Annotated in this window: 21 protein-coding genes; 14 read left to right on the plus strand and 7 right to left on the minus strand. The window is 71.6% G+C overall.

What is annotated here, in order from left to right; genetic code table 11:
* The 3 genes from AB0J69_RS40290 to AB0J69_RS40300 form a co-directional block, all read right to left on the minus strand.
* Positions 1-2,299, minus strand: a 2,299-nt coding sequence (locus AB0J69_RS40290) for a Tex family protein (protein WP_364129041.1), incomplete at its 3' end; no start/stop codon positions are given.
* A 27-nt stretch (positions 2,300-2,326) separates the two neighbouring features.
* A complete protein-coding gene (locus AB0J69_RS40295) occupies positions 2,327-3,565 on the minus strand; it encodes an amidohydrolase (protein WP_364129044.1) in 1,239 nt (412 codons plus the stop codon).
* Positions 3,566-3,643: 78 nt separating this feature from the next.
* On the minus strand, positions 3,644-4,078 hold the full coding sequence (locus AB0J69_RS40300) for an RpiB/LacA/LacB family sugar-phosphate isomerase (RefSeq protein WP_364129047.1): 435 nt from the start codon (positions 4,076-4,078) through the stop codon (positions 3,644-3,646).
* A gap of 169 nt (positions 4,079-4,247) precedes the next feature.
* Between AB0J69_RS40300 and AB0J69_RS40305 the strand changes: the two genes are divergently transcribed.
* Genes AB0J69_RS40305 through AB0J69_RS40335 form a run of 7 tightly spaced genes read left to right on the plus strand, consistent with a single transcriptional unit; the run spans position 4,248 to position 12,118 of the window.
* Positions 4,248-5,318 (plus strand): DUF917 domain-containing protein, encoded by a 1,071-nt coding sequence (locus AB0J69_RS40305; protein ID WP_364129049.1) that lies wholly within the window; start codon positions 4,248-4,250, stop codon positions 5,316-5,318.
* The gene (locus AB0J69_RS40310) at positions 5,311-6,921 is read left to right on the plus strand and encodes a hydantoinase/oxoprolinase family protein (protein ID WP_364129052.1); all 1,611 of its coding nucleotides are present in this window, start codon (positions 5,311-5,313) and stop codon (positions 6,919-6,921) included. Before AB0J69_RS40305 ends, AB0J69_RS40310 begins: the two co-directional genes overlap by 8 nt.
* A 22-nt stretch (positions 6,922-6,943) precedes the next feature.
* On the plus strand, positions 6,944-8,560 hold the full coding sequence (locus tag AB0J69_RS40315) for an ABC transporter substrate-binding protein (RefSeq protein ID WP_364129055.1): 1,617 nt from the start codon (positions 6,944-6,946) through the stop codon (positions 8,558-8,560).
* Between the two features lie 3 nt (positions 8,561-8,563).
* The gene (locus AB0J69_RS40320; protein WP_364129057.1) at positions 8,564-9,580 is read left to right on the plus strand and encodes an ABC transporter permease; all 1,017 of its coding nucleotides are present in this window, start codon (positions 8,564-8,566) and stop codon (positions 9,578-9,580) included.
* Entirely contained in the window at positions 9,577-10,440 is an 864-nt protein-coding gene (locus tag AB0J69_RS40325; protein WP_364129059.1) for an ABC transporter permease, read from the plus strand. Before AB0J69_RS40320 ends, AB0J69_RS40325 begins: the two co-directional genes overlap by 4 nt.
* Positions 10,437-11,237, plus strand: a complete 801-nt coding sequence (locus tag AB0J69_RS40330) for an ABC transporter ATP-binding protein (RefSeq protein WP_364129062.1) — start codon at positions 10,437-10,439, stop codon at positions 11,235-11,237. The genes AB0J69_RS40325 and AB0J69_RS40330 overlap by 4 nt, the downstream gene beginning before the upstream one ends.
* The gene (locus AB0J69_RS40335; protein ID WP_364129065.1) at positions 11,234-12,118 is read left to right on the plus strand and encodes an ABC transporter ATP-binding protein; all 885 of its coding nucleotides are present in this window, start codon (positions 11,234-11,236) and stop codon (positions 12,116-12,118) included. Before AB0J69_RS40330 ends, AB0J69_RS40335 begins: the two co-directional genes overlap by 4 nt.
* A gap of 43 nt (positions 12,119-12,161) precedes the next feature.
* Here AB0J69_RS40335 and AB0J69_RS40340 read toward each other — a convergent pair whose 3' ends face one another.
* Positions 12,162-12,629: a MarR family transcriptional regulator gene (locus AB0J69_RS40340; protein WP_364129067.1), complete on the minus strand. Its 468-nt coding sequence runs from the start codon at positions 12,627-12,629 to the stop codon at positions 12,162-12,164.
* Between the two features lie 72 nt (positions 12,630-12,701).
* On the opposite strand from AB0J69_RS40340, the gene AB0J69_RS40345 reads away from it, so the two are divergent.
* Entirely contained in the window at positions 12,702-14,096 is a 1,395-nt protein-coding gene (locus AB0J69_RS40345; RefSeq protein WP_364129070.1) for an MFS transporter, read from the plus strand.
* Here the strand turns inward: AB0J69_RS40345 and AB0J69_RS40350 are convergent.
* Positions 14,074-14,430 carry a DUF742 domain-containing protein gene (locus AB0J69_RS40350; RefSeq protein ID WP_364129073.1) on the minus strand — a complete coding sequence of 119 codons (357 nt, stop codon included), beginning with the start codon at positions 14,428-14,430 and terminating at the stop codon, positions 14,074-14,076. The genes AB0J69_RS40345 and AB0J69_RS40350 overlap by 23 nt on opposite strands.
* Positions 14,423-16,294: a nitrate- and nitrite sensing domain-containing protein gene (locus AB0J69_RS40355; protein ID WP_364129075.1), complete on the minus strand. Its 1,872-nt coding sequence runs from the start codon at positions 16,292-16,294 to the stop codon at positions 14,423-14,425. Before AB0J69_RS40355 ends, AB0J69_RS40350 begins: the two co-directional genes overlap by 8 nt.
* A 196-nt stretch (positions 16,295-16,490) precedes the next feature.
* Here AB0J69_RS40355 and AB0J69_RS40360 point away from each other — a divergent pair, with 196 nt between their 5' ends.
* Positions 16,491-18,050, plus strand: coding sequence for an ABC transporter substrate-binding protein (locus AB0J69_RS40360; RefSeq protein ID WP_364129078.1), 1,560 nt, complete (start codon positions 16,491-16,493; stop codon positions 18,048-18,050).
* Here AB0J69_RS40360 and AB0J69_RS40365 read toward each other — a convergent pair.
* Positions 18,026-18,202: a hypothetical protein gene (locus tag AB0J69_RS40365; protein WP_364129233.1), complete on the minus strand. Its 177-nt coding sequence runs from the start codon at positions 18,200-18,202 to the stop codon at positions 18,026-18,028. The two genes, AB0J69_RS40360 and AB0J69_RS40365, sit on opposite strands and share 25 nt — an antisense overlap.
* Before the next feature lie 21 nt (positions 18,203-18,223).
* On the opposite strand from AB0J69_RS40365, the gene AB0J69_RS40370 reads away from it, so the two are divergent.
* From AB0J69_RS40370 to AB0J69_RS40390, 5 genes are all read left to right on the plus strand, one after another.
* Positions 18,224-18,850: a hypothetical protein gene (locus AB0J69_RS40370; RefSeq protein WP_364129222.1), complete on the plus strand. Its 627-nt coding sequence runs from the start codon at positions 18,224-18,226 to the stop codon at positions 18,848-18,850.
* Between the two features lie 19 nt (positions 18,851-18,869).
* Positions 18,870-19,841, plus strand: coding sequence for an inositol-3-phosphate synthase (locus AB0J69_RS40375; RefSeq protein ID WP_364129080.1), 972 nt, complete (start codon positions 18,870-18,872; stop codon positions 19,839-19,841).
* A 142-nt stretch (positions 19,842-19,983) separates the two neighbouring features.
* Positions 19,984-21,135 (plus strand): serpin family protein, encoded by a 1,152-nt coding sequence (locus AB0J69_RS40380; protein ID WP_364129082.1) that lies wholly within the window; start codon positions 19,984-19,986, stop codon positions 21,133-21,135.
* 4 nt (positions 21,136-21,139) lie between these two features.
* Entirely contained in the window at positions 21,140-21,937 is a 798-nt protein-coding gene (locus tag AB0J69_RS40385) for an exodeoxyribonuclease III (RefSeq protein ID WP_364129084.1), read from the plus strand.
* Positions 21,938-22,029: 92 nt separating this feature from the next.
* On the plus strand, positions 22,030-22,263 hold the full coding sequence (locus AB0J69_RS40390; protein ID WP_364129087.1) for a hypothetical protein: 234 nt from the start codon (positions 22,030-22,032) through the stop codon (positions 22,261-22,263).
* Positions 22,264-22,456 lie beyond the last annotated feature (193 nt).

The raw sequence follows: 22,456 nt of genomic DNA on the forward strand, positions 1-22,456 counted from the left end.
ATCGGCGTTCACAGCGCCGTGTGGTACGGCTTGCGCCGAGACGATCACCACCTACCGGCTGGTTTCGCTGGTGGCCGTCGCCTCGAGGGCTGTCCCCGCGGTTGCCTGCCTGGCGGCCGGCGCCGCGGCGGGGGGACTCGCCACCGGGCTGGGCGGTCGTCTCGTCCTCCAGGCGCAGGGTCAGGGAGATGCGCTTGCGCGGGATGTCGACGTCGAGGACCTTGACCCGGACGATGTCACCGGGCTTGACCACGTCACGCGGATCCTTGACGTAGTTGCGCGACATGGCCGACACGTGCACCAGGCCGTCCTGGTGCACGCCGACGTCCACGAACGCGCCGAACGCGGCCACGTTCGTGACCACGCCCTCCAGGATCATGCCGGGCGTCAGGTCGGAGATCTTCTCCACGCCCTCCTTGAAGGTGGCGGTCTTGAAGGCGGGACGCGGGTCGCGGCCCGGCTTCTCCAGCTCGCGCAGGATGTCGGTGACCGTCGGCAGGCCGAACGTCTCGTCGGTGAAGTCCTGCGGCTTGAGGGAGCGCAGCGCCGCGGTGTTGCCGATCAGCGACTTGAGGTCCGTCTTGGCCGAGGTCAGGATGCGCCGGACCACCGGGTAGGACTCCGGGTGCACGCTCGACACGTCGAGCGGGTCGTCGCCGCCCGGGATGCGCAGGAAGCCCGCGCACTGCTCGAACGCCTTGGGGCCGAGCCGGGGCACGCTCTTCAGCGCGGAACGCGTGCGGAAGGGGCCGTTGGAGTCGCGGTGGCGGACGATGCTCTCCGCCAGCGTGGCGCCGATGCCAGACACGCGGGTGAGCAGGGGTGCCGAAGCCGTGTTGACGTCGACCCCCACCGCGTTGACGCAGTCTTCGACGACCGCGTCGAGCGAGCGGGAGAGCTTGGACTCGGCCAGGTCGTGCTGGTATTGGCCGACGCCGATCGACTTGGGGTCGATCTTGACCAGCTCGGCCAGCGGGTCCTGCAGCCGCCGGGCGATGGAGACCGCCCCGCGCAGCGACACGTCGAGCTCGGGCAATTCCTGGGAGGCGTAGGGGGAGGCCGAATAGACCGAGGCACCGGCCTCGGAAACGACGATCTTGGTGATCGACGGCATGTGCTGGACCAGCTCGGCGGCCAGCTTGTCGGTCTCGCGGGAGGCCGTGCCGTTGCCGATGGCGATCAGCTCGACGCCGTGCCGCTGCGCGAGCGCGCCCAGCACGGCCAGCGACTGGGCCCACTGCCGCTTGGGCTCGTGGGGGTAGATGGTCGCGGTCTCCACGACCTTGCCCGTGGCGTCCACCACGGCGACCTTCACACCGGTGCGCAGGCCCGGGTCGAGGCCCATCGTCGGCCGGGTGCCGGCCGGGGCGGCGAGCAGCAGGTCGCGCAGGTTGGCCGCGAACACCCGCACCGCCTCCTCCTCGGCCGCCTGCCACAGCCGCATCCGCAGGTCGATGCCGAGGTGCACGAGGATGCGGGTGCGCCAGGCCCAGCGCACGGTCTCGCCCAGCCACTTGTCGGCCGGGCGGCCCTGGTCGGAGACGCCGAACCGGGAGGCGATGCGGAACTCGTAGTCGGGGCTGTCGTCGGGCTCCAGGGTGACGGAGAGGATCTCCTCCTTCTCGCCCCTGAACATGGCCAGGATCCGGTGCGAGGGCAGCTTCGTGAACGGCTCGCCGAACTCGAAGTAGTCGGAGAACTTGGCCCCCGCCTCCTCCTTGCCCTCCCGGACCTTCGACATCAGCCGCCCGCGGCTCCAGAGCTGCTCGCGCAGCCCGCCGATGAGGTCGGCGTCCTCGGCGAAGCGCTCGATCAGGATCGCCCTGGCCCCTTCGAGGGCCGCGCCCGCGTCGGCGACGCCCTCCGTGACGAAGCCCTCGGCCGTCGCCGTGGGGTCGAGCGTGGGGTCGGCGAGGAGCTGGTCGGCCAGCGGCTCCAGACCCAGCTCGCGGGCGATCTGCGCCTTGGTGCGCCGCTTGGGCTTGTAGGGCAGGTAGATGTCCTCGAGCCTGGCCTTGGTCTCGGCCGCCATGATCTGCTCGCGCAGCTCGTCGGTGAGCTTGCCCTGGGACTCGATGGACTCCAGGATCGCCGTCCTGCGCTCCTCCAGCTCCCGCAGGTAGCGCAGCCGCTCCTCCAGCGTGCGCAGTTGCGCGTCGTCGAGGGCGCCGGTGGCCTCTTTGCGGTATCGGGCGATGAACGGCACGGTGGCGCCGCCGTCGAGCAGATCGACGGCTGCCTGCACCTGCCCGTCGCGTACGTCGAGCTCTGCCGCGATCCGCTGGTGAATAGAGAGCACTTGCCTGCCTTTCGATGGTCCCGCCGGTCAATTGTGCAGGACGACGCCGTCCTTCATGACCAGAGTGCGCGCAGGGTGAACGACCACCGCCTCCGCCGGCCCCCCGGCGGGGACCACGACCAGGTCGGCCCGGTTGCCCGGGGCCAGGCCGTAGCCCTCCAGCCCCAGCGCCCGCGCCCCGCCGTGGGTGGCCGCCTCCAGCGCCAGCTCGATGTCCTCGTCCCTGCGGAAGGTGCTGCGGTAGGCGACGTGCATCGCCCGCTCCAGCATGTCGCCGCTGCCGTACGGGCCCCAGAGGTCGCGGATGCCGTCGTGCCCGCAGGCGACGGTGACCCCCGCGGCCCGCATCCGCTTGATCGGAGGCACGGGGAAGCTGTAGACGGCGGCGGTCACCACCGCCACGCCCGCCTCGGCGAGGCCCTGGATCAGCCGGTCCTGGTAGGCCTCGTCGAGCTGGCCCAGCGCGTAGGCGTGGCTGACCGCCACCCGGCCGCCCAGCCCGAGCGCCCTGGTGCGCTCGATGATCAGCTCCAGCTCCCACCCGCCCAGCGAGCCGCCGTCGTGCAGGTGGAGATCGAGATGCGTGCCGTAGCTCCCGGCCAGGCCGAAGATCAGGTCGAGATGGCACACCGGGTCGCGGTCGATGCCCGCCGGGTCGAGGCCGCCCACCGCCTCCACCCCGCTCTTCAGCGCCTCCTCCAGCAGCTCGGCCGTGCCCGGGTTGGTGAGCACGCCGTGCTGGGGGAAGGCGACCTGGCGCACCTCGACGGGGGAGCCGGCCGCGGCCTCGCGCACGGCCTCCACCCCCCGCAGCCCGACGGCCGGGTCGATGTCGGTGTGGGTGCGGACGTGAGTCGTGCCCGCCGCGCTCATGCGCTCCAGCAGCGCGCCGATCCGCGCCGCGCTCGGCACCCCCAGCTCCGCCCGGCGGCCCAGGTCGTTGCCGATGCGGCCGGCGAGCGTGTCGTCGGCGGAGTGGGGCACCCACGGCCCGCCGTAGAGGGTCTTGTCGAGATGGCAGTGCGCCTCGACGAGGCCGGGCAGGACGAGCTGCCCCTCCACGTCGATGACCAGGGCGTCGCGCGGTGCCTCGATGCCCGGTGCGATCTGGTCGATGCGCCCGTCGCGGACCAGGATGTCGGCGGGCGCGCCCGGCTCCGGGGTCGCGGGCGGCCGCCGCTGCTGGGCGGCGGGTGCCGCCGGGCCCTGGGCGGCAGGTGGTCCGGGTCTCCAGGGCCGTCCGCCGCGGAGCAGCACGTCGGTCATGCCCAGCACCCTAAAGGGCGCGACCGACGATTTCCTCGCCTCCGCTGTGACGGTTCTGGAACAACAGCCGCGAGGCGGTCAAATGTCACTGAGGTGGGTGACGTTCGCGACGTCCGCGTCATCCGTGCTCGGCCGGCCCGCCAGCCAGGCGTCCAGGATCTCGTCCAGCACCACGTCCGACGTGAGGCGGAGGCTGAGGGCCAGCACGTTGGCGTCGTTCCACTTGCGGGCCCCGTCGGCGGTGTACGCGTCCACGCACAGGGCCGCGCGCACGCCGGGCACCTTGTTCGCCGCGATCGACGCGCCCGTGCCGGTCCAGCAGCAGACGACCGCCTGCTCCGCGCGCCCCTCGCTCACGTCCCTGGCGGCCACCTCCGAGGCCCACGCCCAGTCGTCCCGCTCGCCGTCGTTGAGCGCGCCGTGGGTCACGACCTCGTGCCCCCGCCTGCGCAGCTCCGACACGACCCGCTCGGCCACCCCGTCCCTGCTGTCGGCGGCCACCGAAATCCGCATGTGCCCTCCCGGTCGATCTCCTTCACATCTACCACCCGCGCCCGGCCGATCGGCCTCCCCCCAAAGTTTTCTCCGCGGTCGCGGTGGCGGCGGGAGCGGGGCGGCCGGAGGGCGGGAGGGAGGGTGGGACTGGCGCGAGGGGCTGGTATGTGCTTGGTTGTGGCGCCATATGAGTATTGACGTAAATGACATTTCGGCCCTCGCCCGGGGATGCGCCGTTCTGGGCACCGGTGGCGGGGGCGACGTGCGTACGGGATCGCTGGCCGCCGTCCGGGCGATCCGCGAGCACGGCCCGGTCCCACTGGTGGAGCTGGGCGATCTGCCCGGGGACGCGCTGGTCGTGCCGCTGTCCGGCATCGGGGCGCCCACCGTCAGCCACGAGATGATCCACGGCGAGGACGAGCCCAAGCGCATCGCCGAGGAGGTCGAGCGGATCTTCGGCCGGCCGCCGAGCGCGATCATGTCCTCCGAGATCGGGGGCGCCAACGGGGTCGCGCCCGTCGCCTGGGCCGCCCAGCTGGGGGTGCCGCTGCTCGACGCCGACGGCATGGGACGGGCGTTCCCCGAGGTTCAGATGGTCTCGATGTACGTGGCAGGGCTACCGGCCGACCTCGTGGTCATGTCCGACGTCGCGGGCAACGTGGTGACCATCCGCCCGATCGACGGGCTCTGGTCGGAGCGCCTGGCCCGCGCCGTCTGCGTGGCGGCCGGGTCACACGCGCTGATGGCCGACTACGTGCTCACCGCCGAACGGGCCAAAGGCGCGGTCATCGAGGGTACGGTCACCCGCGCCCTGGAGATCGGCCGCGCCACCGAGGGCACGGCGGACCCGCTCGGCTCGCTCCAGGACCGGCTCGGCGCCGCCAGACTGATCACCGGCAAGCTGACCGACGTGGAGCGGCGCACAACGGGCGGGTTCGTACGGGGAACGGCCACGATCGAGGGCACCGGCGCGGACCGGGGCCGCCGCCTCACGCTGGAGCTGCAGAACGAGAACCTGGTCGCCGTCGAGGAGGACCGGGTCCGCGCCATGGTCCCCGACCTCATCACCGTCGTGGACACCGAGACCGCCGCCGCGATCCAGACCGAGGCCCTCAGGTACGGCCAGCGCGTCACGGTGCTCGCCTGGCCCTGCGACGCTCTCTGGCGCACCCCCAAGGGCCTGGAGACGGCCGGGCCGAGGGCGTTCGGATACGACCTGGACTACGTACCCGTCGAGGAGCTGATGGCGCGTGGCTGACCTGCGAATCGGGATCGACGTCGGCGGCACGAACACCGACGCGGTGGTGCTCGACGCGGGCGGCCGGGTGATCGCCAAGGCCAAGCGGCCGACCACCTCCGACGTGACCGGTGGCCTGCGGGCCGCCCTGGACGCCGTACTCGCCCAGGTGGGGGACAGGACCGGCGTCAGCCGCGTCATGCTGGGCACCACGCACGCCACGAACGCGATCCTGGAGCGGCGCGGGCTGGGCCGGGTCGCCGTGCTGCGGCTGGGCGCGCCCGCCACCACCGCCGTGCCCCCGCTCTCCGACTGGCCCGCCGAGCTGCGCAAGGCCGTCTCGGCGGGCGAGGCGATCGTGCCCGGCGGCCACTACGTGGACGGCCGCGAGATCAGCCCGCTGGACCTGGGCGCCGTGCGCCGGTTCCTGGACGGCGTGCAGGCCGACGCGGTGGCCGTCACCAGCGTGTTCAGCCCGGCCGGTGGGGAGCACGAGCAGGCGGTCGAGGAGCTGGTCAGGGCCGAGTACGGCCTGCCGGTGTCGATGAGCCACGAGATCGGCTCCCTCGGCCTGCTCGAACGCGAGAACGCGACCGTGCTGAACGCCGCCCTGTACGGGGTGGCCGCCCACGTCACCGGCGCCCTGGTCACGGCGCTGGCCGAACGGGGGCTCGGCGCGCGGCCGTACCTGGCGCAGAACGACGGCACGCTCATGACCCTGGAGCACGCCGCGCGCCTGCCGGTCTCCACGATCGGGTCCGGGCCGGCGAACTCCCTGCGGGGTGCCGCGTACCTGTCCGGCGTGGCGGACGCGGTCGTGGTCGACGTGGGCGGCACCTCCACCGACCTGGGGGTGCTGGCCGGGGGTTTCCCGAGGGAGTCGGCGGCGGCGGTCGAGATCGGCGGGGTGCTGACCAACTTCCGCATGCCCGACATCCTGGCCATCGCGCTCGGCGGCGGGACCGTGGTGCGGGGCGGCGGCGTCGGGCCCGACTCGGTCGGCTACCGGATCGCTCAGGAGGCGCTGGTCTTCGGCGGGGCGACGGCGACGATGACGGACGCGGCCGTGGCGGCCGGCCGGATCCCGCCCGGGGCCGAGGGCTGGCGCGAGCGCCTGCGGGCGGCCATCCTGGCGCTCGGGACCGGCGGGCAGGACCCCCGTGAGCACACGCCCGGGGAGGTGGGTGACATGTCGGAAAGAATCGGAGACATTCTGGAAAGCGCGGTCACCCTGTCGGACGAGATGGTCATCGACGCCGTGGACCGGATGACGCTCGGCCGGGCCGACCGTCCCCTGGTGGCGGTGGGTGGCGGGGCGTTCCTGCTGCCTGATCACATCCCCGGCGTGAGCAGGGTGATCCGGCCGGAGCACGCCGAGGTGGCCAACGCCGTGGGCGCCGCCATCGCACTCGCGAGCGGCAGAGTCGATACGATCTTGCCTGCAGGAGAAAGCCGGTCACAAGCGATCGAAAGCGCCAAGGAGGAGGCGCGGGCGCGAGCCGTGGCGGCGGGGGCGGATCCCTCCGGCGTCGAGATCGTGGACCTCCTCGAGGTGCCGCTGAGCTACCTCTCCGAGCCCGCCGTGCGGGTACACGTCAAAGCAGCCGGACCCCTCGCCCGGTGACACATCGAAAGGACCCCCCACCATGCGCTGGCACAAGCGTCTGCTCGTCGCCGGTGTCGCCGGCGCGCTGGCCCTGACCGCATCCGCGTGCGCGGGCGGACAGGTGCGCGGCGCCGGTGGCACTCCTCAGCCCCAGGCGAGCAGCGGCAGCCCGGCGGACCAGGCCACCGGGCAGGTGAACGACAGCACGTTCGTCTACGCGCCGAACCTCGACGTCGTCACCGACTGGGACCCGGCGACCTCCTACTCCAACGAGATCGTCGCCCTGTCGAACATCTACGAGGGCCTCACCAGGTACGACTCCGAGGCCAAGAAGGCCGTGCCGCGCCTGGCCACCGAATGGACGTCGGCGGCGGACGGCAAGGAGTGGACGTTCAAGCTCCGGCAGGGCGTGAAGTTCCACTCGGGGGCCACGATGGACGCCGAGGCGGCCAAGAAGGCCATCGAGCGGACGATCGAGAAGAAGGGCGGCGCGGCCTACATCTGGGACCCGGTGAACTCGATCGAGGCCGTGGACGCGAGCACGCTGAAGTTCACGCTCAAGTACGCCGCCCCGCTCGACCTGGTCGCCTCCTCCGGCTACGCCGCCTGGATCTACGACGTGGACGCGGTGGACGCCGACGGCAAGAAGACCGCCGGGACCGGCCCGTACACGATCGACTCCTGGCAGAAGGGCAAGGAGACCGAGCTCACGCTGAAGGCGTACGAGGACTACTGGGGCGGCTGGAAGCCGGAGCAGTACAAGAAGGTCGCCTTCCGCGTCACGCCCGAGATCACCACCGCCTGGCAGCTCCTGCAGAAGGGTGAGGTGAACTTCGTCGAGCGCCTGAACCCGCAGCTGTTCGCCCAGGCCGGGACGACCGGGACCGTGCAGACCACGCAGTCGCCGTCGTTCCAGAACCTGCTGGTGCTGTTCAACACGGCGGCGGGCGCGACCAAGGACGTCAAGGTGCGGCAGGCGCTGCAGCTCGCGATCGACTACGACGGCCTGGCGGCGGCCCTGGAGGGCTCGGGACAGAAGGCCAGCGGCCTGGTGCCGCAGGGCCTGCTCGGCCACGCCTCCGGCATGGAGCCCAAGCAGGACCTGGCCCGGGCGCAGGAGCTGCTGGCCGAGGCCGGGTACGGCCCCGACAACCCCGAGCTCAAGCTGACCCTGACCTACGGCCAGGGCGACGAGGACCAGAAGCTGCTGGTCACGCTGCTCAGCTCGGCACTGAACAAGCTCAACGTGACGTTGCAGGCCAAGCCCATGACCTGGAGCGCGCAGTGGGACCTGGGCAAGAAGCAGGGCCAGGACATCTTCGTCATGTACTGGTACCCGGACTATCCGGACGCCTACTCGTGGTTCCTCAACGTGTTCAAGAGCGCCGACAAGCCGCAGTTCAACCTGTCCTACCTCAAGAACCCCGGCGTCGACGCGGCCATCGACAAGCTGCCCGAGCTGACGGCCACGGACCAGCTCGCGGCCGACCAGCAGTACAAGGAGCTGCAGCAGAAGATCATCCAGGAGGAGGCGGCGGTGGCGGTGCCGTACGTGCAGAAGTATCAGCGCGCCCTCTCCTCGGACGTCCAGGGCTACGCGGACAACCCCGCCTATCCCAACGTGGTCTTCTTCTACGACCTCAAGCGCGCAAGCTAGCCAATGGTGCGTTATCTGGCCCGCCGGCTCGGCCAGGCCCTCCTGGTCGTGGCCGGCGTGGTCGTGCTCACGTTCGTGGTCATGCGGCTGGTGCCCGGCGATCCGGCGGTCGCGTTCGCCGGTCCGAAGGCCACGCCCGAGCAGCTCGCCGCGGCCCGCGCGCGGTTCGGGCTGGACGATCCGCTGCCGGTGCAGCTGATGAACTACGTGCGCGACCTGGTCACCGGTGACTGGGGAGTCAGCCTGCGCACGCGGCAGCCCGTGCGCGACGACCTCTACCTCGCCTTCCCGGCCTCGCTGGAGCTGGTCGGGGCGGCGCTGGTGATCGCGGTCGTCGTGGGCATCCCGCTCGGCGTGCTCGCCGCCCGCTACAAGACGAAATTTCCGGACTTCGGGGTACGGTTCGGCAGCATGCTGGCCGTCTCCGTACCGGTCTTCTGGCTGGCCCTGGCCCTGCAGACGGTCTTCGCCAGCAACCTCGGCTGGTTCCCGATCGCCGGTGAGTACGACTCCGCCCTCGACACCACCAGCCCCCTCACCCTCTGGACGAACATCACCGTCGTCGACGCCCTCATCACCGGCAACTGGCCCATCTTCACCAGCACCCTCGAACACCTGGTCCTGCCCGCCCTCGTCGTGGCCGCCTACCCCGCCGGGGTCATCGCCCAGATGGCCAGGGCGGCGCTCATCGAGGAGTCCGGCCAGGACCACGCCCGGCTGGAGCGCGCGCTCGGCTTCGGCGAGACGGCCATCCTGACCAGGTTCGCCCTGAGGCCGGCGCTGAACCCGGTCCTGTCGCTGATCGCGCTGGTCTTCGCGTACGCGATCGTCAACGGCTTCCTCGTCGAGGCCGTCTTCAACTGGCCGGGCCTGGGCCGCTACGCCGCCGAGTCGATCCGCTCGCTGGACACCCCCGCCATCGCGGGCGTCACGCTGCTGGTCGCCCTGGTGTACGTGCTGGCGAATCTGGTCGTGGACATCCTCCAGGGCTTCGTCGACCCCCGGGCGAGGGCCCGATGACCGACGTGCGACCCGTGCCGCTGCGCCGGACCCTGCCGCGGATCCCCGACCGGTTCGCCGCGCTGGGCGCGGTGCTCATCGTGCTGATCGTGCTGGCGGCGATCCTGGCCCCGTGGCTGGCGCCGTACCCGATGGACGACCCCAGGCCGCTGGAGCGGCTGCTGCCGCCGAGCGGCGCGCACTGGTTCGGCACCGACCAGGTCGGGCGGGACGTGCTCACGAGGATCCTGTACGGCGGGCGCACCTCGCTGTTCATCGCGGTGGCCGTGCTGGCCGTCTCGGCCGTGGTCGGGGTCACGCTCGGCGTGGTCGCCGGGTACGCGGGCGGCTGGGTCAGGGACGTGATCATGCGCGTCACGGACGTGTTCCTGGCCTTCCCCGCGCTGCTGCTGTCGCTGGCGCTGGCCGTCGTGCTGCAGCCCAGCGTGAACACCGTGATCCTGGCCATCGCGGTGACCTGGTGGCCCTGGTACACGCGGCTGGCCGCGTCCGTGGCCGCCTCGATCTCCACCCGCAGCTACGTGGACGCCGCCCGGTGTCTCGGCGTGCCGGCGCCGCTGATCATCCTGCGGCACGTGCTGCCCAACTCGCTCACTCCGGTCCTGGTCCAGCTCTCGCTGGACGCGGGCGGTGTGATCCTGACCTCGGCGGCGCTGTCGTACCTGGGGCTGGGCGCGCAGGAGCCGACGGCGGAGTGGGGGTTGATGGTGCAGCAGGGGCAGTCGCTGTTCACCACGAACTGGTGGGTGGTGACCTTCCCCGGGCTGGCGATCCTGGTGACGGCGTTCGCGTTCAACGTGCTGGGTGAGGGGCTGCGCAGCGCGATGGATCCCCGGAGCGAAGGAGCTCGGCGGAAGTGAGCGACGAAGGAGCCGACGAGTGCCGAAGCGGTCGCGACCATGAGCACGAGGGCGGTCACGTGATCGAGGTACGCGATCTGCGGGTGAGCTACGGCGGGCGGCTGGTCGCGGACGTGCCGGAGCTGGACGTGGGCCCGGGGGAGTGCGTGGCGATCGTGGGGGAGAGCGGCTCGGGCAAGTCCACGACGCTGCTCTCGCTCCTGGGCCTGACCCAGGATGCCGAAATTTCGGGACACATCAGGGTGTGCGGGGTCGAGGTGCTCACGGCCTCGCCGCGCGCGCTCCGCGAGATCCGGGGCGCCAGGGTGGCGCTCGTGATGCAGTCGCCACAGGCCGCGCTCAGCCCCGCCACCCGCCTCGGCGTCCTGATGCGCCGGGCGCTCAAGCTGCACGGCAGGTCCGGCGTGGAGCGGGCCATGGCGGACGCCGTGGAGGCGGTCATGCTCGACCGCGAGATCCTGCGCCGCTATCCCCACGAGATCTCCGGCGGCCAGGCCCAGCGCTTCGCGATCGCGCTGGCCATCGCCCTGGGCGCCGAGGTGATCCTGGCCGACGAGCCCACCAGCGCCCTCGACGTGACCGTACAGGCCGAGGTGGTCGGCGTGCTGCGCAGGCTGCGGGAGGAGCGGGGCCTGGCGCTCCTGCTGGTCTCCCACGACCTGGCCCTGGTCTCGACGATCGCGGACCGGGTGCTCGTCATGAAGGACGGCGCGGTGGTGGAGTCGGGTCCCGCCGCCGCCGTACTGGCCGAGCCCGCCCATCCCTACACCCGTGAGCTCCTGGAGGCACTGCCGTGACCCAGCCGGAGGCGCTGCTGAGGGCGGAGCGGGTGACACTCGGGTACGCCCGCCGTCCGGTCGTCCACGACGTCAGCCTGGACATCACCGAGGGCGGCGTGGGCCTGATCGGGGAGAGCGGCTCGGGCAAGACGACGCTGGCGCGCGCGTTCCTGGGCCTCCTCACCCCCATGTCTGGAAATATCTGGTACGGCGATCAAACGCTCAAAAAGGCGGACATGCGGAAGTTCCGCAAGGACGTCCAGCCCGTCTTCCAGGCCGAGGCCCTCGACCCCAGGATGCGCGTCGGCAACTCCATAGCCGAGGCCCTCCCGCGCGTCGCCCGCCCCCGCGTCAAGGAGCTGCTCGAACAGGTCGGCCTCGACCCCGACCTGGCCACCCGCCGCCCCCACCAGCTCTCGGGCGGCCAGCGCCAGCGCGTGGTGATCGCCCGCGCCCTGGCCGTGGGCCCCCGCCTGCTTATTTTGGACGAGCCCACGAGCGCGCTCGACGTCACCGTCCAGGCCAGGATCCTCGACCTGCTGGCCTCCCTGGACACCGAGCGCCTGCTCATCACCCACAACCTGGCCGTCGTGGAGCGGCTCTGCCGCACCTCGCACGTGCTCTTCGCCGGCCGCGTCGTCGAGTCGGGCCCCACGTCCGGCCTCCTGGACAACCCCGCGCACCCCTACACCCGGGCCCTGCGCGACGCCGTGCCGAAGCTGGGCGGCGCCCCGCCCGAGGCCAGGGGCCGGACGGAGGCCGTGCCCGCGGCGACCGGCTGCGCGTACCGGCTGCGCTGCCCGCTGGCCGTGCCGGAGTGCGAGCGGACGCCCGCGCTGCGGGACGTGGGAGACCGTCAGGTGGCCTGCCACCGCGCGGAGGACGTCCTGCTCACGTGACGGCCCCGCTCAGGTGACGGCCCCGCTCACGTGACGATCCCGCTCACTTGATGACGAGGCGGGCCCTCATGCGCTCGCACAGGTCGTCCGAGAGCTTGCTCATCAGCCGGGACAGCTCCGCCCGGTCCGCCGCGGACCAGTCGGCCAGGGCGCCCTCGAACCACTCCGTGGTGACCCGGCGGCACCTGCTCGCCACCTCGGCCCCCTCCTCGGTGAGCACGATCTGCCAGGCCCGGCCGTCGTCGGGGTCGCGTACCCGCTCGAGCAGGCCGCGCTGCTCCAGCGCGGCCACGTGTCGCGTCACGTGCGGGCTCTCCACCTGCAGGTTCTCGGCGATCACGCCGATCCTGCGCGGCTCACCGGCGTCCAGCAGGTGGACGAGGATCTGGACGTCCGGCCGGTCCAGCCGGACGCCCGCGGCCTCGGTCAGCCGCTCGTGCGTCTTGCCGCGGTTGATCGTGGTCACGAGCCTGCGAAAGGCGGCCACCGTCGAGTTGAGATCTTCGTCCATCCGTTTGCTTACCTAACTTACGTATGTATTATCGTGCCCTGTTACTTACCTAAGTTATCCAAAGGAGCCGACATGGCGACAGTCGTCGCGCCCGCGTCGCGCGAGACGTCGAGCAAGAACCCCTGGCCCGCAGTGGTCTCCCTGGCCTTCGCCGCCTCCATCGCCGCGTTGCAGAACACCGCGGTGGTCCCGTTGCTTCCGGTGCTGCAACGGGAGCTGAACGCCTCCTTGACCGCCGTGTCGTGGACCCTGACGCTGAGCCTCCTGGTCGGCGCGGTGTCCACGCCGTTGTTGTCGCGCTTCGGCGACATGTACGGCAGGCGCCCCATGATCCTCGGCGCCCTGGCCCTCCTGGTGATCGGCTCCGTCATGGCCGCCCTGGCGACCTCGCTGACCTGGTTGATCGTGGCACGCGTGCTGCAGGGCTTCGTGGCCGCGCTCGTTCCCCTGTCGATCGGGGTGGTGCGCGACACCCTGCCCGGGAACCAGCTCGCCACCGGCATCGGCGTGCTGAGCGCCACGATGGGCTTCGGCAGCGGCGGCGGCATGATCCTGGCCGGGCTCGCCTCCGGCGACTTCCACCTGGTGTTCTGGATCACCGGCGGTGTCTCGCTGGTGGCGGCGATCGTCGTGGCCTTCCTCGTCCATGACGCCGCCCCGCCGGTCAAGGGCCGCCCCGACCTCCTCGGGGCCGCGCTGCTGACCGCGTGGCTGGTCGCCCTCCTGCTGGCCATCAGCGAGGGCGGCTCCTGGGGCTGGACCTCTCCGGGCGTGCTCGGGCTGCTCGGCGCGGCGGTCGTGCTGGCGGTGATCTGGGTGCTGGTCGAGCGCCGGGTGGCCGAGCCGCTGGTGGAGATGGCGATGCTGGTGCACCGGGGCACGGTCGGGGCGACGGTGTCCTCGATGCTGCTCGGATTCACCTTCTTCACCCTGCTGACGGGCATGTCCAGCTTCGCCCAGGCGCCGGTGGGCTTCTCCGCCACCACCCTGGAGGTCGGGTTCTACCTGCTGCCGAGCACGCTGTTCATGCTGGTGATCTCGCTCTTCGCGGGCCGGATCATGCGCCGCTTCGCGGCCTCGTCGGCGGTGGCGGCGGGTTCGCTCATCACGGGTCTGGCCGCGGCGTGGCTGGTGATCGAGAACGACGCCCCCGCGCACCTGTACGTGGCGTCCTCGCTCATGGGCATCGGCCTCGGCGTCAGCTACGCGGCGCTGGGCACCATGGCCGTCGAGCACGTGGCCCCGGACAAGACGGCCCTGGCCGCGGGGGTGAACGCGCTCGTGCGCATCGTGGGCGGCAGCACGGCCGGCGCCGCGATCGCGGCCATCCTGGCGGCCGCGCCGGGCGCCGGCGGCTACCGGTGGGTCTTCGGGACAGCCGCCGGGGCGGGCGCCGTCGCCGCGCTGTTCGCGGCCGGGTTCGGATATCTCAATCGCCGGGTCGTCACAGCGCCTTCAGCCCGCTGATCACTTCCAGCAGCACCTTGGCGTCCGGGGCGGGCGGCGGCAGCTCCACCTGTACGAGATGCTGGGCGTGCAGGTCGCCGACCAGCACCCGGACCACGCCGATCGGCAGGTTCAGCTCGGCCGCGACGTCCACGAGCCGGGTGGGCTGGGTGCACTTCTGCAGGATGATCAGATGCTCGGGGTCGAGGCCGCGCGGCGGCGTCAGGCCACCGGCCGTGATGATCACCGCGATGAGGTCGATGGCCTCGCTCGCGGGCACCGTACGGCCCCTGGTCAGCAGGTAGGCGGGGACGATCGGACCGGCGTCCTCGTCCAGCCAGCGCTCTTCACTCACTTCGCACCACCCGCATGGGGCGATCGGGCTCCTTCGGAGCCGGGCTCTCAGCCTCGGCCTCTGGTGCGGCCACGTGCTCTTCCGGGATCAACACGATCGCGGTGGTCCCTCCATATGGTGAACCGCGCAACGTCACGCGGATGTCATGCCTGGCGGCCAGGCGGGAGACGACGAAAAGGCCGAGCCGGTCGCTGTCGGCCAGGTCGAACTCCGGCGGGCTGGCCAGCCGCTCGTTGTAGTCGGCCAGCTCCTCTGCGCTCATCCCGAACCCGCGGTCCTCGACCTCGAAGGCGAAGCCGCGGGCCGCCGCCTCGCCGCGCACGATGACCGAGGTGTGCGCGGGGGAGTAGACGGTGGCGTTCTCGATCAGTTCGGCGATGAGGTGGATCACGTCACCGACCACCGGTCCCGCCAGGCGCTGGCCGGACATGGGCTCGACGACGACCCGCTGGTAGTCCTCCACCTCGGCCGCGGCGCCGCGGGCCACGTCCAGCAGCGGCACCGGCCGGCTCCAGCCGCGTCCCGGCGTCGCGCCCGACAGGATGATCAGGCCCTCGGCGTGGCGGCGCATGCGGGTGGTGAGGTGGTCGAGCTTGAACAGGTCGTCCAGCGCCTCGGGGTCGGTGGCCCGGTGCTGCATGTCGGCCAGCTGGATGCGCTGGCGGTGCAGCAGGGTCTGGCTGCGCCTGGCCAGGTTGCGGAAGACGTGTCCGACGCCCTCGCTGAGTTGCGCCTGGCCGACCGCGGCCTCCACCGCCGTCTGCTGCACGGTGGAGAACGCCTGGCCCACGTCGTCGATCTCGACCGTGGTGCTGGCCACCGACAGCTCCGGCAACTCGACCGTCTCGCCCTTGCGCAGCTTGGCGACCACGTGCGGCAGCCGTTCCTGCGCCACCTCCAGGGCGGTCAGCCGGAGCGCGCCGAGCTCCTTCGACAGCCGGCCGCCCATCCGCAGCGAGAACGCGATCGACACGATCACCAGCCCCAGGGCCGTGCCCGCCAGCAGGAACGCCCTGGACAGCACCTCGTCGGCCACCGGGTCGGCGCGCTCGTTCAGTATCGTGCTGGCCCGCATCTGGGCCTCGTTGAACGACTTGGCCAGCGCCTCGGTGATGGTGAGCCAGCCCTGCGGCATGCCGCCGGCGATGATCTGGTCCTCCAACATCCGCATCCGCTGGTAGGCGGGGGAGGTGATGAGGGCGACCTGGGGATCGCGCAGGACCGGGTCGAGCTCGGCCAGGCCCTGGTCGAGGAGGAAGCGCCGGTTCCCGGCCAGCCGGGTGAACAGCCTGCGCTCGGCGGCGGTCAGCGCGCCGAGCCCGATGGCCTGCTCCCTGGTCAGCAACTCCTTGGCGTAGCCCATGTCGATGACCACGCGGGACTGCTCGTAGATCGGGATGTCGTCGATCAGCGCGACCCGCCGGTGCAGCCCGAACAGGGTGTCGATGGTCGAGCTGTAGGTCTCGACGGCGTGCAGACGGTCGGACAGGCCCGCGTCGATCTCACCTCGGACCGCGTCGAGCCTGTCGATTGCTGTGTACACCGCGTCCACCTGTGTGCGGATCTCTTCCGATCTGTCCTTGGAGTTGCTGGAGAGCTGCCTGAACGCGTCACTTGCGGCATCGGTGCGGGTGCGCTGCGTGGCCACCGCGGTCTTGTCCGCCGTGTTACGCAGGAGTCTGGCCGAGATTAGACGTTCACGCTGGATCTCGCTGATCAGTTTGTACGCGGGAAGACGGAGGTTCGTCCAGTCTGTCTTGTATTGACGGAGCTCCAAGCTCTCGCTTGCGGTGACGGCGGTGATGACCCCCCACAACACCACCATGGAGGCCAGCGGCACCAGTAGTAGTCCGATGATCTTCATGCGGATCGTTCGGCTACGACCCATGGCACCTCACTCCGGTCGGTCCCCTGCTGGCAACCCCGGACGGGACAAGCCCCGAGGATAGCAATTCGATCACCGAAATGCCCAATTTTTCGGGACTTTTGGACACCTGGGCGCTCCTCGGCTTGATCTTGGAGTAGGTTTCCCGGATACATCGGCGACAGAGGGAGACGCGTTGCGCCGTCGACTCGCAGCGGCCGCCGCGCTGGTCCTCCTCGCGGCCTGCTCGGCGCCTGCGGAAGTACAGCAGGCCCCCTCGGGGGAGTCGCCGTTCGTCTACGTCAAGAACACCGACATCGTCACCGAGTGGGACCCCAGCCGCTCCTACTCCAACGAGATCATCGCCTTCCAGAACGTGTACGAGACCCTCACGCTCTGGAACCCGGTCACCAAGAAGTCCGTGCCCCGGCTGGCCACGTCGTGGCGGTCGTCGGCCGACGGCCGGACGTGGACGTTCAGCCTGCGTCCCGGCGTGACGTTCCACACCGGCCGGCCGCTGGACGGCGAGGCGGTCAAGGCGTCGATCGAGCGCACCATGCAGGCCAGGACCGGCGCCTCCTACATCTGGGACGCCGTCTCCTCCATCAGGGTCGAGGGGCCGCGGACGGTGACGTTCGCGCTGAAGTACCCGGTCCCGCTGGACCTGGTGGCCTCCGCCGGGTACGCGGCCTACATCTACGACACCAAGGCGGCCCCTGACCTGGGGAAGTGGCTCCAGGAGGGCAGGGACGCGGGGTCGGGGCCGTACACGGTGGTGAAGTGGGACAAGGGCAAGGAGGAGGAGCTCACGCTCAAGGCGTACGACCGGTACTGGGGTGGCTGGCGGCGGCCGCACTACAACACGATCAAGTACCGGGCCGTGCCCGACCGGGAGCGGGCGTACCGGATGCTGCAGCGCGGCGAGGCGAGCTTCGTGAACCGGCTCGATCCGAAGCTGTTCGCGCTGGCCTCGGCCGCGCCCGGCCTGCGCACGTCCGACCGGCCGTCGTTCACGACGGCGATGATGCTCTTCAACACGGCCGCCGGGCCGATGAAGGACGTACGGGTGCGCAAGGCGGTGCAGCGGGCCGTCGACTACCGGGGCCTGGTCAAGGCGCTCAAGGGCTCCGTCATGCCGGCCAGCGGAGTCATCCCTGAAGGGCTGCTCGGTCACGTGCCCGACGACGTGCCGAAGCAGGACCTGGCGGCGGCCTCCCGGCTGCTGCGGCAGGCGGGCTACGGGCCCGGCGGCCGGCCGCTGCGCCTTCGCCTGACCTACGCCGAGGGCGAGGCCGACCAGGAGGTGCTCGTCAGGCGGCTACGGGCGACGCTGCGCACGCTCAACGTCACCCTGGAGGCCAGGGCGATGCCCTGGAACGCGCAGTGGGAGCTGGGCAAGAAGCGCGGCCAGGACATCTTCGTCATGTACTGGTGGCCCGACTACGCCGACGGCTACTCCTACTTCGGCCAGGTCTTCCGCAGCGCGGACCCGCCCGTGTTCAACCTGTCGTACATGAAGGACCAGGGCCTCGACGCGCTGCTCGACCCGGTGCCGGAGCTGACCGTGACCGACAAGCCCGCGGCGCAGCAGGCCTACGAGCAGGCCACGACCCGGGTGATCGACCAGCGGGCGGCCGCCGCGCTGCCGTGGGTGACCAAGTCGCAGCGGGCCTATCTCGGCGGGATCCAGGGCTACGACGACAACCCCGCCTACCCCGACGTGGTGTTCGTCTACGACCTGCGGCCCTCGGCATGATCGTCCTGCTGCTCGCCGACGCGTTCGCGCAGCCGCGACCTGATCTCCTCCGGGGTGTAGGCGCGGCGGCGCCGCTCGGCGCGCGCGATCACCACCCCCGTGGCCGCCACTCCCATGATTCCCGCCAGACCGAGCATCTTCCACCAGCGCATGTTGCCTAGGCTAGCCCTGTGCTGACTCTCGACGAGGCCGTGAAGGTGACGAGGACCGGCGACCTGTGGGTCTTCCGCGGGCGTTCCGTGCCCGACCGCGCCATCCAGACGATGACCAACAGCCCGGTCAACCACGTGGGCATGGCCATCGTGATCGAGGACCTGCCACCCATGATGTGGCACGCCGAGCTGGGCAAGTCGCTGCCCGACCTGTGGGCGGGCACGCACCACCGCGGGGTGCAGCTGCACGACCTGCGCGCGGCGGTGACGACGTGGGCCGACCGCTACGACCAGCGCCCCTGGCTGCGCCAGCTGGAGCCGGAGGCCACTCAGGAGATGGAGGACGCCGCCCTGCGCACGGTGGCCAGGCTCGACGGCACCCCGTTCCCCTCCACCGCCCGGCTGGCGGCCCGCTGGGCCAAGGGGCGCGTCCCGCGCAGGAACCGCAAGGAGCAGACGCTGGAGAGCGCCTACTGCGCCGAGGTCGTGGCCGTCACCTACGAGGAGATGGGGCTGCTGCCCGCCGGGCGCCGCCCCAACTGGTACGACCCGGGCAGGTTCTGGAGCGGCGACGACCTGGAACTGCTCCTGGGCCGCCGGCTCGGCAACGAGATCACCGTGGGGGTCGAGCGCACGCGCCGGCCCTGATCCGGGGTCTAATTCGGGCATGACTTCTGTGAACGTCGCCGTGGTCGGTGTCGGCAACTGCGCGTCCTCCCTGGTGCAGGGCGTCGAGTACTACCGTGGCGGCGACGCCCCCGGGCTGCGCCACCCGGTCTGCGCCGGCTACCCGATCTCCCAGGTGCGCTTCACCGCCGCCTTCGACGTCGGCGCGGGCAAGCTCGGCCGGGACCTGTCGGAGGCCATCTGGACCGAGCCCAACAACGCGCGCAGGTTCGCCGGCGTACCTCACCTGGGGGTGCCCGTCGTGGACGGCATCCTGGCCGACGGCGTGGGCCCCCGCTCGGCCGGGGCGATCGACCCGCGGGGCGATTCGACGCCCGCCGAGGTCGCCGCCCACCTGAGGGCCACGGAGAGCCACGTCGTGCTGAACTTCCTGCCGGCCGGCGCCCAGCGGGCCACCGAGCTGTACGCCGAGGCGGCCATCGAGGCCGGCTGCGCCTTCGTGAACTGCATGCCCGCCGTGCTCGCCCGCTCCCCCGAATGGCGGCGCCGCTTCGCCGAGGCCGGGCTGCCGCTGGTGGGCGACGACCTGAAGAGCTCCTTCGGGGCGACGCTGGTGCAGCGCGCGCTGGTCGAGGCGCTGACCGGGAGCGGGGTCCGGCTCGCCGACGGCTACCAGCTGCTCGGCGGCGGCAACATGGACTTCGTCAACCTGGAGGACGCCGACCGGATGAAGAGCAAGAAGGCCACGAAGGCGACGGGCGCCGGGATGGCCACGCACGTCGGCGCCCAGTACATGCCCTTCATGGAGGACCGCAAGATCGCCTACATCCGGCTGGCCGGCGAGGGGTTCGGCGGCTCCCCGCTGGAGCTGGAGCTGCGCATGGTCGTGGAGGACTCGCCCAGCGCCGCCGGCAACGCCCTGGACGCCGCCCGGCAGGCCAAGGCGGCCATGGACCGGGGCGTCGGCGGGCTGCTGGAGGAGGTGTCCGGCGCGCTGATGAAGGCGGTCTGACGCCTCACGCATGCACGGCCGCGATGGGCATCCGCGCGCCCGGACCGGTCGAGGTGCGCGACGGACGGCGCCTCGTGGACCCGGTCGCTGACCCCTCCTTCTTGCGGGATGCTGGGCGGATTTCCTGCGGGATGCTGGGCGGATGCGAAATCCGGTGAACGCGTTGACCGCCCGGTGGGCGGTGGCCTGCTCGGGCGAATCGGTCGCCATGTCGGGGGCAGGGGTGTGGCCGCTGCTGGCCTACCTCGCCTCCGCCGCCGACGGGCCCGGGCGGGCGGAGTTGCAGGAAGCCATCGGGATCGACGCCGGCCGTGCCGCTCAGGCGGCGGCGAGCGTACTGGAGAGCCTGACCGGGCCGGCCGTCAGGTCGGCCGTCGGGCTGTGGTTCGCCCGCTCGTTACGGCTGAACCCGTCCTGGCTGTCCGCCCTGCCCGACGGGCTGCGCGGCGAGCTGTCCGGGGACCCGGCCGTGGACCGGCCCCGGCTCGACGCCTGGGCGGCGGAGCGGACCGGCGGGCTCGTCCCCGCCATGCCGGTCGGGGTCACCGAGGACACGGAGCTGGTGCTGGCCGGCGCGCTCACCGTCAGGACGGCGTGGCTGCGGCCGTTCCAGGAGGGGGTCGGGACGTTCTGGAGCGGGCCCTGGGCGGGGACGGAGCTGGCGATGCTGTACCGCAGCACGTCGGTGGTCGACCGGCTGAGGGTCGTCGCCACGCCGTCGGGGCCGCTCACGATGCTGCGCGTCATGGGCACGGGCGGCATCGACATGCACCTCGTGCTCGGCGAGCGGGACGCGCCCGGCGAGGTGCTCGCCGGCGGCATCGGCGTGCTGGACGGCGGCCGGCCCGTTGTCATGCCTCCGGAGGAGGGCCCCGGGGTGACCGTCGTCCGCGAGCCGGCCTCCGAGCCCGGCGACCGGCTGAAGGTCACCGTGCCCCGCTTCACCGTCTCCGCCCGGCACGACCTGCTGCGCCTGCCCGAGGTCTTCGGCCTGGCCACGGTCACCGACGCGAGCCGCGGCCACTTCCCCGGCATCAGCCCCGAGCCGCTGGCGATCGGCGACGCCGCACAGGTCACCGTGGCCGACTTCAGCGCCACCGGGTTCGAGTCGGCCACCATCACGGCCTTCGGCGCCGTGGGCGGGGGGATGCCGCGCCTGCCGTACCGGGCCAGGCACGTGCACGTCGTGTTCGACCGGCCGTTCGGCTTCCTCGCGGCCGAGCGGCGTACCGGCCTGATCCTGACCGCGGGCTGGGTCGCGGACCCTCAACCGGCGGAGCCGGTGGCAGGCTAGGGGAATGCGCCTGGCAACCTGGAACGTGAACTCGGTCAAGGCACGCCTGCCCCGCCTGCTCGAATGGCTGGCCGAGATCGAGCCCGACATCGTCTGCCTGCAGGAGACGAAGTGTCCCGCGGAGGCGTTCCCCGTCGCGGAGGTGGGCGCGCTGGGCTACATGGTCGCGGCCCACGGCGACGGCCGCTGGAACGGCGTCGCGCTGCTGTCCAAGGCCGGGCTGTCGGACGTGACGCCGAGCTTCCCCGGCGAGCCCGGCTTCGGGGAGCTCGACGGGATCGGCGCGGCCCGTCCCGAGGCCCGCGCGCTCGGCGCGACCTGCGGCGGGATGCGGGTGTGGTCCCTGTACGCGCCCAACGGCCGCACGGTCGACTCGCCCCACTACGCCTACAAGCTCGACTGGTTCGCCGCGCTCCGTGACGCCCTCGCCGCCGAGCTGGCCGCCGGGCCGGTGGTGGCGTGCGGGGACTACAACGTGGCGCCCACCGACGCCGACGTCTGGGATCCTGCCCTGTTCGTCGGCGCCACCCACGTCACGCCCGCCGAGCGGCAGGCGCTCGCCGACCTGCGCGCGCTCGGGCTGGTGGACGTGGTGCCGACGCCGATGAAGGGTCCGCATCCGTTCACGTACTGGGACTATCGGGCCGGGATGTTCCACCAGAACAAGGGCATGCGGATCGACCTGGTGTACGCGAGCGCGGACGTGGCGGGGCGGGTGCGGTCGGCGTACGTCGATCGCGAGGCCCGCAAAGGGAAAGGCCCATCCGATCACGCGCCGATCGTGGTGGACCTGGAGCCATAATTGCCGTCACAAACCGCTGTCGTGCGCGTATTCTGTGTTCTCAGCCATTCGGGGGGCATTGGGTAGCTTCGAGGACCACAGGGGGGATTCCCGTGGAACCTGCCGACGGCCGCGTCATCCTGTTCATCATCATCGGGCTCGCCGTGTTCGCCCTGGGGCGGCGCTTCCAGACCATGATCCTCATGCGTCAGGTGTGGAAGCAGAGCGCCAGGCAGGTCACAGCCAGGAAAGAAGTCGCCCACAACGCCGCGAAGTCGATGATCGGGATCACCCTGGTCGCGGTGTTCGTGGTCTGGCTCGTGCTCAACCTGAACCGGGTCATGTGAGGCCGGGGCGGTGAGGACGACCTCGCGAGGGAGTCCTCACCCGCGCCGCGTACGGTGACGTGGGCGACCCGCACCAGCCGGCTCTTGGCCGCGTCTGCCGGGCGGTCGGCCCGTGGGCCCGCGTCAGCCGGCGGTCGGCTCGGTGGGTCCGCGTCAGCCGGCCACCGCGCCTCTACGGTCTGCCGTCGTCGCG

It is taken from the genome of Nonomuraea sp. NPDC049709, assembly GCF_040674815.1.
GTDB lineage: Bacteria > Actinomycetota > Actinomycetes > Streptosporangiales > Streptosporangiaceae > Nonomuraea.